The organism is Nonomuraea sp. NPDC004354 (assembly GCF_053602555.1).
The window spans coordinates 89845-103536 of sequence record NZ_JBSGDV010000019.1 but is presented as its reverse complement, the minus strand read 5'-3'; the positions used below and the strand labels follow the sequence as shown (position 1 = coordinate 103536).

Here is a 13692-nt window from a genome sequence, read left to right as displayed (position 1 = left end):
CAAACTTGGAGTCGACTCCATGATTTATCCGACGGCCAGGTAGACCTGGCCGAACACCTCGGCGTACTTCTTCAGGTCCGTCGCCACGTCCACCTCGGGCGTCGCCGGGTTGTACAGGGTGGCCAGGCGCGGCTTGACCTCGCTCAGCCTGCGAAGCTGCTCCCAGGTCGGGTTGGCCGCGAGCTTGTCGCCGAGCACCCGGTTCACCGCGCCCTTCGGGTCCTGCCAGCGCGTCCAGAGCGTCACCGTCTCGGCCGCGTCGGACTGCAGTGGCGTCGCCACCCGCTCGGTGATCGTCTTGAGCGCCTGCTCGGCGGTCAGCTTCGAGGAGCCGGGAGCGGTGAAGACCGCGTCCTCGGCGCCGATCGTGCCGTAGGCGTCCCAGGCGCGGGCCCTGACCTGGATCCACTGGTTGCGCTGGGCGGTGGGGCCGTCGATCTTCCAGGTGGCGTACTCGGTGGCCAGGTGGCCGTTGTCGAGGGAGAGCTGGTCGACCAGGCCCTTGGACAGCCAGGCGCCGACGCGGTCGGGGTCGAGCAGCGGGTACTTCTTGCCCAGCTCCGTCTTGCACTCCTCGTTGGCCCCGCAGCCCAGCACCGGCACGACCGTGTGCAGGGCGAGCTTCCTGCCGGGCACGGCTTCACGCAGCGCCGCAGCGGCCTCGGTGACGAACCTGTCGATCTCGTCGGCCGCGGCGAACGTCTGGTTGTAGCCGAGCTGCGAGGAGAACCTGATGCCCACGGCGCCCTGCTGCATCGCCAGCGCACCGACCCGCTTCACGGCCTCGGCGAGCTTGCCGGCCTTCCAGTCGTCGGCCAGGTCGGTGTCGATCCAGACCCGCAGCCCCGCCTCGGCGGCGGTCTTGACCGCCTGCCCCTCGGCGGTCTCGGCGGCGGTCTTCACCTCGGCCGCCGACAGCTCGGCGGGATCGACGTAGCAGTCCTTGGCACCGCCCTGGCACTCGGGCGTTCCGCCGCCGTCGTTCTCGCCGGCGGGGTCGGGGTCGCCCACGTCACCGGAGGTGCTGTCGCCCGGCGGCTCGACGCAGGTGTTGCCCTCCTCGGTGCAGTCGATGATCGGGGTGTCGATCGGCCCGGCGTTCCTCATGTTCTCGCCGTCGTTGTCCAGCCAGAACCGGGCGATGTCGGCGGCCTCCTCCGGCGTCGCCATCCACCTGCAGACGACGTACGCGGGGGTGTCGCTCGACATCAGGTCGTTGCAGCTCCTGGGGTCGTTGTCCGACCAGGCGGGGACGCCGATGCCCAGCAGCGAGAGCGCCAGGCCGATGACGAAGATCTTCCGGAAACGCATGTCGCCTACTTCGGGGGTGATCAAAGGTGGGCAAGTAGCACACTATCTGGACACTTCTAAGAGATCTACCGCTTGCCGCACCCCGTCTTCCACACGCAGTCGAGCGGCCAGTCGAGGATTCGGTACGGCACGCAGCACCCTGGCCGCCAGCGCCTCTGCCGTGAGGCGCCGGACCGGCAGCGGCGCGGGACCCGCCCGGAGCGCGGCGACGCGCGCCCCCCAGAAGTGCTGGTCGGCGAAGAACGGGCAGACGACCGTGGGCACGCCCGCCGTGAGGCTCGCCGCCGTCGTGCCCGCCCCGCCGTGGTGGACGACCGCGGCCATGCGCGGGAAGAGCGCGGCGTGATCCACCTCGTCGACCGGCAGGACCGTGGCCGAACGCGCCACGCCCAGGCCCTGGACCACCGCCCTGACGCCTGCCAGCCTGAGCGCCCGCAGCACCAGCGGGGCGAGCCCCTTGGGCGGCCTCATGCTGCCGAACCCGACGAACACCGGCCTCGGCCCCTCCTCGACGAAGGCCGCGACATGCTCGGGAAGGGGTCCGGGCGGGAGCCGCCAGTAGCCGGTGAGGTGGACCCTGGCGGGCCAGTCGCGCGGCCGGGGCACCACCAGCGGGCTCACCGCGCACAGCACGGGCACCTCCCGCTCCCGTCCCGCCGGCCCGAGCCCGAACACCGTGCGCCGCAGCCGGTTGACCATGCGGCCGAGGACCAGCGAGGTCAGCCTGTCGATCAGGGCGTAGCTGGCCCGGTTGCCCCAGCCGCCCAGAGTGCGTGCCGGGACGAGCGGGTTGGGGAAGGCGGCCGTGGGATGGCTGGGCTGGAAGTGCAGGAGCCGGTACGGCATGCCGTACCGGTCGGACAGGTGGGCACCCATGCCGCCGAGCGCCGGGGACAGGACCAGGTCGGCGGCGCGGGCGGCGGCGTCCACCTCGACGACGAGCTTCTCGGCGAGCGGCTCGACGACCCGTTTGAAGCCGGAGACGAAGCCGAGCGGGCCGCTGCGCAGCCATGCCTGGCCCTCGTCCGAGTCGAGCACCGCCGCGGGGTCCACGCTGAGCGGCGCGAGCGTGAGGCCGTCCATCAGCGGCGCGTAACGCGGGGCGGCGACGACGGTGACGTCATGGCCGCGGGCGCGCAGCCCCCGGCCGAGCGCGACGCACGGCTGGGTGTCCCCCCTCGACCCGAACGCGAGGATCGCGACCTTCACGGCGACCCCACCCTCCGTCTCGACGACAGGCCCGCCCCGATGGCGCCTTTCATGGCAGCGTCGCCAGGCCGACCACCGCGCCCGCCAGCACCAGGCCCGCCGCCACCAGCAGCCCCGCGGAGTACCCCGCGGCGAACGTCCCCGCGCTCTGCACGATCACCCCGATCGCCGCGATCCCGAACAGCCCCGAGATCTCCCTGCCCACCGTGAAGACGCCACCGGCGACCCCCGCCCGGCCCTCCGGCACCGCCGCCAGCACCGCCGAACCCAGCGGCATCGTCAACGCCGACCCGATCCCGATCGCGCACACCGCGGGCAGCAGCTCGCCCCACCCGTCGCCCGGCCCGAGGAAGGCGACCCCCGCCATCCCCGCCGCCACCAGCGCCAGCCCCGCGGCCACCGTCCTGCCCGCCCCCAGCCGCCGTTCCACCAGCGGCACCAGCGGCGTCACCGCCACCACCAGCACGGCCAGCGGCACGAACGCCACCCCCGAGGCGGTCGGCGAGAACCCCAGCACTCCCTGCAGGAAGATCGCCGTGTAGAAGAAGACGCCGTTCACGCCGAGACCCCACAGCACCTGCGCCACCACCCCGCCGGTGAAGGACCGGGCGGCGAACAGCGCCGGATCCACCATCGGCTCGGCCGCCCGCCGTTCGACCACGACGAACGCCACGGCCCCCGCCACGCACGCCAGACCCACCCCGACGATCACCGGCGCCGTCCAGCCGTACTCCGAGCCGTGGATCAGCGCGAACGTCCCTGACGACAGCACCACCGCCGAGGCCGCCACGCCCGGCAGGTCCACCCGCGCCGCGCCCCGCTCCCTGCTCTCGGGGACGACCGCGACGGCCAGCGCGGTCACCGCCGCCCCGATCGGCACGTTGATCAGGAACACCCACGTCCAGTGCGCGTGCTGGCTCAGGTAGCCGCCCACCAGCGGCCCGAGCGCCAGGGCCCCCGCGCCCGACGCCATCCACACCGCCACGCCCGCCGACCGCTGCCGGTCGTCCTTCCCCGCGAGTACGGCAAGCGTCGCGGGCAGGATCAACGCCGCGCCCACGCCCTGGACCAGCCGGGCGGCGACCAGCAGCTGGATCGTGGTGGCGAGGCCCGCCGCGAGCGACGCCCCGGTGAACGTCACCAGGCCCGCGACGAGCGCCTTCCTGCGCCCGTACACGTCGGCGAGCCGGCCGCCCGCGAGCATCAGTCCCGCGAAAGTCATGATGTAGCCGGTCGCCACCCACTCCAGCGCGGCCAGCCCCGCGCCGAGATCCGCCCTGATCGTGGGGAGGGCGACGGTGACGACCGTGTTGTCCAGTGTGGTCACGAACCCGGCGAGGGCGACGACCAGGAAAAGCGGCCAGACCCTGGAGCTCCTCTTGGCGTGGACGGTGACCTGGGTCATCCCTCCACTTCCTGCCAGCTCCAGCCGGGGCCGTCGGGGCTCGCCCTGACGACCCTGGTGCGCGGCTCGACCTTCACCCAGGTCAGCCGGGGTTCGGGGATCTTCGGCTCGTCCGGCTCCGCCGCCCCGTCGTGAGGAGGAGCCCCAGGAGGAGCCGCCGGAAGGTCCTGGCGAGAGTGCCGGCCCGGCTGCGGGCGGGGCCTGCGGGGGGCGGTGGTGCCGGGGTACGGGTTGAGCCCCCGCTTGCGCCGCACGCCCTTCCCGGGGAGAGCGTCCGCGCCAGGGAGCGCGGCGGAACGAGGGCTGGTGTCGGTCCCGAACAACGGGCCGGGACGAGGGCTGGGGTCGGTCCCGAACAACGGGGCGAGACGAGGGCTGGGGTCGGTGTCGGTCCCGAACAGCGGGCCGGGGGCGAGTACGAGCCCCGGATCCGTGTCCAGCGCGGTCCCACCCGAAGCGTCCGGCACAGGACCGCCAGACGAACCAGGCACCGGACCGGCCGCGGTCCCCACAGGACCGGACACCGCACCGGCCGAGACCCCCGACGGGCCGGGCACCGCACTGGCCGAGACCCCCGAAGAACCGGACACCGCACTGGCCGATCCTCCCGGCACGGGGGCCGCCGAAGAGCCGGACCCTGGACCGGCCGACGGGCCGTGCTCCGGGCTGGCTGACGGGCCGTGCCCCGAGCAGGCCGACCGGCCGGGCCCCGGGCTGGCCGACGGGCCGGAGCGAGAACCGGCCGGGCGCTCCTCCTCGTCGGCCCAGTGCCAGCCCGGCCCGTCGATGTTGGGCCGGACGACACGCCGGCTCCTCCGCCCGCCGGCCTCCGCCCCACTCCGCCCGGAAGCGCCCTCGGCCCTGGGCACCCCGGGCATGCTGTCGGGCCAGGGCCGGCCGGACACACCGGAACCGGACCTGCCTGACGAGCCGGGTGCAGGCGGAACAGGAAGGGCGAGACCCGCCGCCTGGGGCACGGGAGCCGGGGAAACCTCCGGCCGGGGCGAAGTGCGGGTTGGGGAGACGCTGGAGGTTGGGGAGACGTTGGAGGTTGGAGGGACCGCGGGGTTTGGGGAGACCCTGGGGTTTGGGGAGACCGTGGGGTTCGGGGAGCCGGAGACGGTGGGGGTTGAGGAGACGATGGGAGCTGGGAAGACGGTGGAGGGTGTGGAGACGTCGGGGGTTGGGGAGACGCTGGGGTTTAGGGAGATGATGCCGGGGGTTGGGGAGACCGCCAGGAATGGAGGGGTGGCGGCGAGGGCGCGGGGGGTGGGCGCGGGAGCCACGGCGGCCCGCGAGCGGCGGGACCCGGAAACCGCGGCGGTGGCCCGGGAGGCCGCGGCGCGAGGGTCGGTGGCAAGCGCCCGCGAGGCGGTGGTGCCGGCCGTGGCGGCGTGGGGGCCGGAGGTGGGCGGGGACTCGTCGGGAAAGTGTTCCCGCAGCTCGATCCGCCGGTGGAGCCCGCGTAACGGACCGGGCAGCCACCAGTTGGCCGCTCCCATCAGCCGCATGGTCGCGGGCACCAGCAGCGCCCGCACCAGCGTGGCGTCCACCACGATCGCCACGAACATCCCGACTCCGAGCAGCTTCACGATCGTGATCCCGGCGGTCGAGAAGGCCCCGATGACCACCAGCAGCAGCAGCGCCGCGCTGGTGATGATGCCGCCGGTCTTCTGCAGCCCGGCCGCGACCGCCGCCGCGTTGTCCCCGGTCCGCAGCCACTCGGCCCGTACCCGGGACAGCAGGAACAGCTCGTAGTCCATCGACAGCCCGAACACCACCGCCAGGATGAGCACCGTGACCGTCGCCTCGATGGTGCCGGTGGGTGTGAAGCCGAGGAGTCCGGCCAGGTTGCCGTACTGGAAGGCCCACACGATGACCCCGAAGGACGCGCCGATCGACAGCACGTTCATCAGCAGGGCCTTCACCGGCAGCAGCAGCGAGCCGAACGCCGCGAACAGCAGGACGAAGGTGGCCCCGGACACCACCAGCGCCATCCACGGCAGGGTCGCGGCGAGACTGTCGACCAGGTCCATCTGCGCGGCGGTGGGCCCGCCGACGACGACCGACCTGATGTTCGGCTCGGGCGTCATCGATCTGATCAGGGTGACGAGCGACCGCGCGGAGTCGGACATGGGGTCGCCGTCGTAGCGGACGGCCAGCCGTACGGCGCCGTTGTCCGGGGAGAAGCCGGTGACGTCGACGCCGGTGACGCCGGACAGGCGGCGCAGGCGGTCGGTGAAGGGTTTGACGTCCGAGGGCAGCACGGGTGTGAGCGGGCTGACCACGGTGTGGCCCTGGCCGAGCGGGCCGGGCAGCAGCGGTTCGGCCTCCTGGAAGTCGCGCTCGACGAGCACGTGGACGTCGACGGCGGCCATGGAGTTCCGGGCGAAGGAGGTGTCGACGGCCTCGGCGACCTGGCGGCTCTCGACCCGCGGCGGCAGCACCCGGTGGTCGACGTTGCCGAACTTCACGTCGACGAACGGCAGCGCGAGCGAGATCAGCACGGCCGTGACGCCGACGAGGTAGAGCAGCGGGGTGCGCATCACGCTGGAGGCGACGGCGTGCCAGGCGCCGCCGTTCCGCGGCCCGCCGAAGGAGGGGGTGATGCGGAGCGCGTCGACCTTCCGCCCGAGGATCCCGAGAACGGCGGGCAGGACGACGAGCGCGGCGACCATCGCGACGAGCACGACGGCGGCGGCGCCGAGCCCGATGGAGCGCAGGAACATCTGGGGGAACAGCAGCAGCCCGAGCAGCGCGGTCGCCACGGTGAGCCCCGAGAAGGCCACGGTCCTGCCGGCCGTGGCCATCGTCGCCACCACGGCCGCCTCGGTGGACGTCCCGCGCCTGATCTCCTCGCGGAAGGCGCTGAGCACGAACAGGGAGTAGTCGATCGCCAGGCCCAGCCCGAGCATGGTGACGACGTTCAGCGAGAACACCGACACGTCGGTGACCTCGGTGAGCAGCCGCAGCAGCACCAGCGCGCCGAGCACCGACAGCAGCCCGACGAGCAGCGGCAGCCCGGCGGCGACCAGGCTGCCGAAGACCAGCACGAGCAGCACCAGCAGCACGGGCATCGAGATCGCCTCGGCCCTGGCCAGGTCGGCGCCCGTCTGGGTGTTGAGGTCGTCGAGCAGCGGCACCGCGCCGCCGATCTTGACGGACAGCCCTTCGACGGTGCGCAGCCGCTGCTCGATGGCGGTGTACGCGCGCTGCTTGTCGCCCTTGAGCGTGATCAGCGCGTAGGTGGAGCGGCCGTCCCGCGAGATCATCGTGGCGGAGCGGGAGGTCCAGTACGTCGTCATCCGCCGGACGTAGCTGGCCGGCAGGCGGCGCAGCGAGTCGTGGACGGCCTTCCTGTACCTCCGGTCGCGGGCCGGGACCGTGGGGTGGGTGTAGAGCACCACCACGTCGGGCGAGTTCCCGCTGTACCACTCGTCGTTCCAGGTCGCCGACGTGGTCGACTCGGCCGCGGGGTCCTCGAACCCGCCGTCGGCCATCCGCCCGAACAGTTCCAGGCCGAAGGGCGCGACGAGGACCGCGACGGCCACGCTCAGGACGAGGAGCGTCCAGCGGCCGCGGTAGACCAACCGGCCGAGCGACTCAAACAAGCGCGCCCTCCAGGTAGGCCTGCCGGCAGGCCCGCCGGGCGATCTTCCCGCTGGAGGTGCGCGGCACCGCGCCCGCCGCGACCAGCACGACCTCGGCCGCGACCTCGTGGCCGCGGGAGATGGCGGCGCGGACCTCGCGGACGACGCTCTCGTCTGTGCGGCCCGCCCGCGACCGCTCGGCCACGACGACGAGCCGTTCGGTCTCGGCGCCCGGCACCGCGAACGCGGCCACGTGTCCCTTGCGCACGCCGTCGGAGGCGTCCTGCGCGGTCGCCTCGATGTCCTGCGGGTAGTGGTTGCGCCCGTCCACGATCACCAGGTCCTTGACGCGGCCGGTGACGTAGAGCTCGCCCTCGTGGATCACGCCGAGGTCGCCGGTGCGCAGCCAGCCGTCCGCGAAGACCTCGGCGGTGCGCTCGGGGTCGCGCCAGTAGGCGCGGGCCACGTTCGGCCCCTGCACCAGGATCTCCCCCACGTGCCCGTCACCTGGGGAGTCGATCCGCACCCGCTGCCCGGTCGGCTTTCCGCAGGAGACCAGCGTGCTGGCGACCCCCACACCCCCGTCACCGTCGTACGGCACGGCCCGCCCCTCCGCCAGGGCGTCCCTGTCGAAGTCGGTGACCAGCGGCGGCGCGTCGATGGATCCCGCCGTGACGAAGACCGTCGCCTCGGCCAGGCCGTACCCGGGGGTGTGGGCTTCGGGCCGCAGGCCGTACGGCGCGAAGACGGAGGTGAAGCGGGAGACGGTGGCGGGTCGCACCGGCTCGGCCCCGTTGAGCATGACCCGCACCCCCGACAGGTCGAGCCCGTCGAGGTCGGCGGGATCGCTCGCCCTGGCGGCGGTGTACTCGTAGGCGAAGTTCGGCCCGCCGGTGTAGACGTCGGCGTGGCCGGACAGCAGACGCATCCACCGCGTCGGCTTCATGACGAACGCCACGGGGTCCATGAACACCGCCTGGTTCCCGCCGACGATCGGGCAGGCGATGATCGCGATCAGTCCCATGTCGTGGAAGAGCGGCAGCCACAGCGCGGCGACCGAGGTGCGGGGCTTGGCGCCGAAGGCCTCCCACAGCTGGGCGGCGTTGGCGCCGAGGTTGCCGTGGGAGATCTCCACTCCCGCGGGCGTCCTGGTCGAGCCGGAGGTGTACTGCAGGTAGGCGAGGTCGCCGGGGCCGATCGGCTCGTCCTCCCACTCGTCGGCGAGCAGGTCGGAGACCGTGTCGACGGCGATGACGGCCTTGGCGGGGGGCAGCCGGTCGGCCGGTGTGGCGCTGGTGGTGAGCACGACCACGGGGTCGGCGTCGGCGTAGGCGAGGGCCAGCCGCTCGGCGTGGCCGGGCAGGTCGGGCGAGAACAGCGGCACGGCCACCACCCGGGCGTACATCGCGCCGAGCATGGCCACCACGTACTCCAGGCTCTGCGGCGCGAGAACGGCCGCCCTGTCGCCGGGCGCGCAGACCTCGCGCAGCCGTACGGCCAGCGCCCGCGCCTTGAGGTCGACCTGCCGCCAGGTGAGCGTGCGGGCGCGCCCGTCGCCGAGGTGGTCGACGAAGGTGTAGGCCGGAGCGTCGGGGATCTCCCGCGCCCACCGGGCGACCCGGCCGATCAGAACGTCCATGCCGAAAGTCCCCTCGCCGCTGACAGGGACCTAGCAAATTACGGCAGAAAGCCCTGCGATTCTTGCCAAAGGCCTGCACATTCCGCGACCGGTCTTGTTACCGGCGTGACAACCCGCCGGGCTAGGCGATGATGATCCGGACGACGACGCCCGAACAGTCGCTCGCCACGCAGACCTGGACGGGGACGGTGTAGACGCCGGGCTTCTCCGGTACGCCGCCCACGTGCCCGTCCGGCCCGATGGTGACGCCCGGCGGGAGCTGGCGGGGGTCGATGACGGTGAAGGTGGGCAGCACGCCGCGCGGGGCGCCCTCGATCTCGATCTCGCTGTCCATCATCACGTGCACCCGGCCGGGGAAGGTGAGCTGGGTGGGCGACCACGACACCCTCGTGTGCACGACGAGCGTGATCGGCTCGCGGGTGCAGGTGTCGCCCTTGCAGATCTTGAGGGTGGAGGTGTAGGTGCCGGCCCGATTCGGCGTGCCGTACAGGAAGCCGATCTCGGAGATCCCGACGCCGGGCGCGACCTCTTTGCGCTGGAAGTAGTAGCCGCTGTCGACGGTCAGCACCCGCTCGTCGACCTCGACTCCCTCGGTGACGTGGAAGATGTTCTCGACGAGCAGCTGGGGACGGGTGTGGTTCTGCATCACGGGGGTGTCGCGGACCATGGAGACGGGTTGCGTGCTCACGGAGGGAAGGAGAGGAATGGCCGCGAACACGGCCGCGATGGCCGCGAGCGCCAGCCATTTCAACTGCATGACGCATTACCTACCCTTTCGCCGGTCGGCGTCACACTCCGCACACGCGGACATAATCAGGACATGGCTGAATCCGCCCAGACGCTTGAACGCGGGCTCCACCTGCTCAGACTGCTCGCCGACGGCCACGGCGGGCGCACGCCGACCGAGCTCGCGGCCCAGCTCTCGCTGAGCCGTCCGGTGGTCTACCGGTTGCTGACGTCGCTGCAGAACGAGGGCTTCGTCCGGCGCGACCGCGAGGGAAGGGCGCATCTCGGCTACGGCGTGCTGGTGCTGGCGCAGGCCGTGCAGCCGCTGCTGAGGGCGGCGGCGCTGCCGACGCTGCGCAGGCTGGCCGAGGAGGTCGGCGCGACGGCTCACCTCACGGTGGCGGAGGGTGACGACGGTCTCGCCGTCGCCGTGGTCGAGCCCTCGTGGACCAACATGCACGTCGCCTACCGGGAGGGCGCGCGGCATCCGCTCTCCAGGGGCGCCGCGGGCCAGGCGATCCTGGCGATGCGTTCGGGCGAGGCCGGGTATCTCGTCACGGAAGGGCAGTTGCAGGAGGGTGCGCGCGGCGTGGCCGCTCCGGTCACCGGGCTGCCGTGGCTGGAGGCGTCGGTGGGCGTGGTGACGTTCGGTCCGCTGGACGAGCGGGTCGGGCCCCGGGTCGTCGAGGCCGCGAAGGAGCTCACCGTCGCGCTCGGTTGACATCTTCGCCCTGATAAAGGACCGTGAATACGGATAGAGGACACTATTGTCCGATAAACGGACGGAGTTGCGATGCCGTACTACCGCCAGGTGGGCGAGGTCCCGCGCAAGCGCCATGTGCAGTTCAAGCGCCCGGACGGCGGGCTGTACGCGGAGGAGTTGATGGGCGAGGAAGGCTTCTCGTCCGACTCGTCACTGCTGTACCACCGCTACCTGCCGACCGCCATCATCAAGGCGGAGGCGGTCGAGTCGCCGCTGCCACTGGCCACCTCACCCAACCTGCCGCTGTCCCCGCGGCACTTCCGCACCCAGGACCTGACGAGCGCGGGCGACCTGGTCAGCGGGCGGATGCTGCTGTCGGCCAACAACGACGTCCGATTGTCGTACGTCACGACGGACCAGCCCAGCGAGCTCTACCGCAACTCCAAGGGCGACGAGTGCGTCTACATCCAGCAGGGCACCGTCCGCTTCGAGTCGACCTACGGCGCCATCGAGGCGGGCGAGGGCGACTACGTGGTGATCCCGACCGGCACGATCCACCGCTGGGTCCCGTCGGGCCGGGTCAACGCGCTGGTCATCGAGGCGTCCGGGCACATCAGGCCGCCCCGTCGCTACCTGTCGCAGTACGGCCAGTTCCTTGAGCACGCCCCCTACTGCGAGCGTGACCTCAGGACGCCGCAGGAGCCGCTGCTGGAGGAGGGCGAGGAGGTCCCCGTCCTGGTGCGCACGCGCGGCGGGCTCACCCGGCTGACCTACCGCCACCACCCCTTCGACGTGGTCGGCTGGGACGGCTACCTCTACCCCTACGCCTTCAACATCGACGACTTCGAGCCCGTCGTGAAGAAGACGCACGCGCCGCCGCCGGTCCACCAGACCTTCGAGGGGCCGGGATTCGTGGTCTGCTCGTTCATGCCGCGGCCGCTCGACTTCCACCCCGAGGCGGTGCCGATCCCCTACAACCACCACAACGTCGACTCCGACGAGTTCATGTTCTACGTGGGCGGCGACTACTCCGCGCGGGCCGGCTCCGGCATCGACGTCGGCTCGATCTCGCTGCACCCCGCCGGCTTCACCCACGGCCCGCAGCCCGGCGCGGTCGAGGCGGTGATCGCCGCGGGCGCCACCCATACCAACGAGATGGCCGTCATGGTCGACACCTTCCGCCCGCTGGACCTCGGCGAGGGCGCCCTGGCGTGCGAGGATCCCGCCTACGCGTGGACGTGGGCCCGATGAGCGCCGTCGATCCCGGCACGCCGCGGGTCCGGACGGCGCTGTTCTCCGCGCTGGTCGACGACGCGGGCCTGTTCCCGCCGACGTCGCTGCACATGGACGAGGCGGTCGCCCGCCACCAGCGCGACCTGGAGTCGGGCAACCCCGTGCTGACCCACCGCTTCCTCTGCCCGACCAGCCGGATCGACGGCCTGCGCCGGCAGGAACAGCAGCCGCAGCTGGTCGGCCTGATCGTCGACACCGAGACCGTGCCCGACTTCTCCGACCTGCCGGTGGACTTCGTCGAGAGCACCGCGATGCTCCAGGTCCCCGAGCACGTCAGGTTGTTCGTCGAGACGCATCCGAGGCACATCTCCCCCGTGCCGCACGGGGTCGGGCTCAAGGTCCGCTGCGGCGGCATGACCGCCGACGCCTTCCCGTCGGTCGGCGAGCTGTCCGAGTTCATCAGCTACTGCGCCGAGCACGACCAGCCGTTCAAGGCCACCGCCGGGCTCCACCACGCGGTGCGCCACTTCGACCCCTCGCTCGGCGTCGACCGGCACGGCTTCCTCAACCTCGTCCTCGCCGTCTGCGCGGCCGTCGAGAAGCGCGACCCGTTCCGGGTGCTCGGCTCCACCGACGTGGGCGACCTCGTCCGGCAGGCGCAGGCCGTACCGGAGGACGTGGCCCGGCAGGCCAGGCGGATCCTGGTCAGCTACGGTTCGTGCAGCACGGCGGCGCCCGTGGAAGACCTGAAGACCCTCGGATTGGACGGCTGATGAGCTGGGGACTCGACAACCTGCCCTACGGGGTCTTCTCGCGTGCGGGCCAGGCGCCCCGCGTCGGCGTGCGGTACGGCGACGCCGTCCTCGACCTGGCCGCCGCCCTGCACGACGAGGTGTTCGCCACCGGCTCGCTGAACGCCTTCATGGCCCGCGGCCACCGGGCCTGGCGTGACACGCGCGCCCTGATCGTCGAGAAGCTGTCGACGGACCGGTCGATCACCGGACCGCACCTGGTGCCGCTCGACCAGGTGACGCTCCACCTGCCCTTCGAGGTCGCCGACTACGTCGACTTCTACTGCTCGATCGAGCACGCGTCGAACCTGGGCCGGATGTTCCGCCCCGACGACGAGCCGCTGAAGCCGAACTGGCGGCACCTGCCGGTCGGCTACCACGGCCGGGCCGGCACCGTGGTCGTGTCGGGCACCCCGGTCACCCGCCCGCGCGGGCAACTCGGGGCCGGCAGGTTCGGGCCGACCGCGAAGCTGGACATCGAGGCGGAGCTCGGCTTCGTCGTGGGCTCGCCCGAGGGTTCCTCCTTCGAGGAGCGCGTCTTCGGGGTGACGCTGGTCAACGACTGGAGCGCGCGCGACATCCAGGCCTGGGAGTACGTGCCGCTCGGGCCCTTCCTCGGCAAGTCGTTCGCCACCTCGGTCTCGGCGTGGGTGACGCCGCTGGAGGCGCTGCCCAGGATCGCGGGCCGCGCGCAGGATCCGGCGCCGCTGCCGTACCTGGAGCGCGAGGGCGACTGGGGGCTGGACATCGCGATGGAGGTCGAGCTGAACGGCGAGATCGTCTCGCGGCCGCCGTACCGGAACATGTACTGGACCCCCGACCAGATGCTGGCGCACATGACGGTGAACGGCGCGAGCCTGAGGACCGGCGACCTGTTCGCCAGCGGCACCGTCTCCGGCGAGAGCCCGGACACGCGGGGCTCGTTCATCGAGCTCACCTGGAACGGGGCGGAGCCGCTCAAGCTGGGCGACGGGCAGGTCCGGACCTTCCTGGAGGACGGCGACACCGTCACGATCCGCGCCACGGCGGGCGACATCAGTTTGGGGGAAGTGTCGGGAACCGTCGCCCGGAGTGCCTGACCACTC

Annotated in this window: 10 protein-coding genes; 4 read left to right on the top strand and 6 right to left on the bottom strand. The window is 72.3% G+C overall.

Annotated elements, in window-relative coordinates:
• Positions 1–24: 24 nt before the first annotated feature.
• The 6 genes from ACWENQ_RS37080 to ACWENQ_RS37055 form a co-directional block, all read right to left on the bottom strand.
• Positions 25–1311 carry a hypothetical protein gene (locus ACWENQ_RS37080; protein ID WP_452418390.1) on the bottom strand — a complete coding sequence of 429 codons (1287 nt, stop codon included), beginning with the start codon at positions 1309–1311 and terminating at the stop codon, positions 25–27.
• Positions 1312–1353: 42 nt separating this feature from the next.
• On the bottom strand, positions 1354–2520 hold the full coding sequence (locus tag ACWENQ_RS37075; protein ID WP_452418388.1) for a glycosyltransferase: 1167 nt from the start codon (positions 2518–2520) through the stop codon (positions 1354–1356).
• 49 nt (positions 2521–2569) lie between these two features.
• On the bottom strand, positions 2570–3925 hold the full coding sequence (locus ACWENQ_RS37070; protein WP_452418386.1) for an MFS transporter: 1356 nt from the start codon (positions 3923–3925) through the stop codon (positions 2570–2572).
• Positions 3922–7536 carry an MMPL family transporter gene (locus tag ACWENQ_RS37065; protein ID WP_452418385.1) on the bottom strand — a complete coding sequence of 1205 codons (3615 nt, stop codon included), beginning with the start codon at positions 7534–7536 and terminating at the stop codon, positions 3922–3924. Before ACWENQ_RS37065 ends, ACWENQ_RS37070 begins: the two co-directional genes overlap by 4 nt.
• Positions 7529–9154 (bottom strand): fatty acyl-AMP ligase, encoded by a 1626-nt coding sequence (locus ACWENQ_RS37060; protein ID WP_449918445.1) that lies wholly within the window; start codon positions 9152–9154, stop codon positions 7529–7531. Before ACWENQ_RS37060 ends, ACWENQ_RS37065 begins: the two co-directional genes overlap by 8 nt.
• Before the next feature lie 121 nt (positions 9155–9275).
• Positions 9276–9911, bottom strand: a complete 636-nt coding sequence (locus ACWENQ_RS37055; RefSeq protein ID WP_452418383.1) for a hypothetical protein — start codon at positions 9909–9911, stop codon at positions 9276–9278.
• A 63-nt stretch (positions 9912–9974) separates the two neighbouring features.
• Between ACWENQ_RS37055 and ACWENQ_RS37050 the strand changes: the two genes are divergently transcribed.
• The 4 genes from ACWENQ_RS37050 to fahA all read left to right on the top strand — a co-directional run bounded on the left by ACWENQ_RS37050 (position 9975) and on the right by fahA (position 13686).
• Positions 9975–10601 carry an IclR family transcriptional regulator gene (locus ACWENQ_RS37050; protein ID WP_354914374.1) on the top strand — a complete coding sequence of 209 codons (627 nt, stop codon included), beginning with the start codon at positions 9975–9977 and terminating at the stop codon, positions 10599–10601.
• A 72-nt stretch (positions 10602–10673) separates the two neighbouring features.
• The gene (locus ACWENQ_RS37045) at positions 10674–11834 is read left to right on the top strand and encodes a homogentisate 1,2-dioxygenase (RefSeq protein ID WP_354914372.1); all 1161 of its coding nucleotides are present in this window, start codon (positions 10674–10676) and stop codon (positions 11832–11834) included.
• On the top strand, positions 11831–12589 hold the full coding sequence (locus ACWENQ_RS37040; protein ID WP_449918451.1) for a hypothetical protein: 759 nt from the start codon (positions 11831–11833) through the stop codon (positions 12587–12589). Before ACWENQ_RS37045 ends, ACWENQ_RS37040 begins: the two co-directional genes overlap by 4 nt.
• Positions 12589–13686 carry a fumarylacetoacetase gene (fahA, locus tag ACWENQ_RS37035; RefSeq protein WP_452418381.1) on the top strand — a complete coding sequence of 366 codons (1098 nt, stop codon included), beginning with the start codon at positions 12589–12591 and terminating at the stop codon, positions 13684–13686. The genes ACWENQ_RS37040 and fahA overlap by 1 nt, the downstream gene beginning before the upstream one ends.
• Positions 13687–13692: the final 6 nt, after the last annotated feature.

What these genes read in the sequence shown, in the direction of transcription:
- ACWENQ_RS37080 (WP_452418390.1), bottom strand. Translation starts at nt 1,311, where the DNA reads ATGCGTTTCCGGAAGATCTTCGTCATCGGCCTGGCGCTCTCGCTGCTG.
- ACWENQ_RS37070 (WP_452418386.1), bottom strand. Translation starts at nt 3,925, where the DNA reads ATGACCCAGGTCACCGTCCACGCCAAGAGGAGCTCCAGGGTCTGGCCG.
- ACWENQ_RS37060 (WP_449918445.1), bottom strand. Translation starts at nt 9,154, where the DNA reads ATGGACGTTCTGATCGGCCGGGTCGCCCGGTGGGCGCGGGAGATCCCC.
- ACWENQ_RS37055 (WP_452418383.1), bottom strand. Translation starts at nt 9,911, where the DNA reads ATGCAGTTGAAATGGCTGGCGCTCGCGGCCATCGCGGCCGTGTTCGCG.
- ACWENQ_RS37050 (WP_354914374.1), top strand. Translation starts at nt 9,975, where the DNA reads ATGGCTGAATCCGCCCAGACGCTTGAACGCGGGCTCCACCTGCTCAGA.
- ACWENQ_RS37045 (WP_354914372.1), top strand. Translation starts at nt 10,674, where the DNA reads ATGCCGTACTACCGCCAGGTGGGCGAGGTCCCGCGCAAGCGCCATGTG.
- ACWENQ_RS37040 (WP_449918451.1), top strand. Translation starts at nt 11,831, where the DNA reads ATGAGCGCCGTCGATCCCGGCACGCCGCGGGTCCGGACGGCGCTGTTC.
- fahA (WP_452418381.1), top strand. Translation starts at nt 12,589, where the DNA reads ATGAGCTGGGGACTCGACAACCTGCCCTACGGGGTCTTCTCGCGTGCG.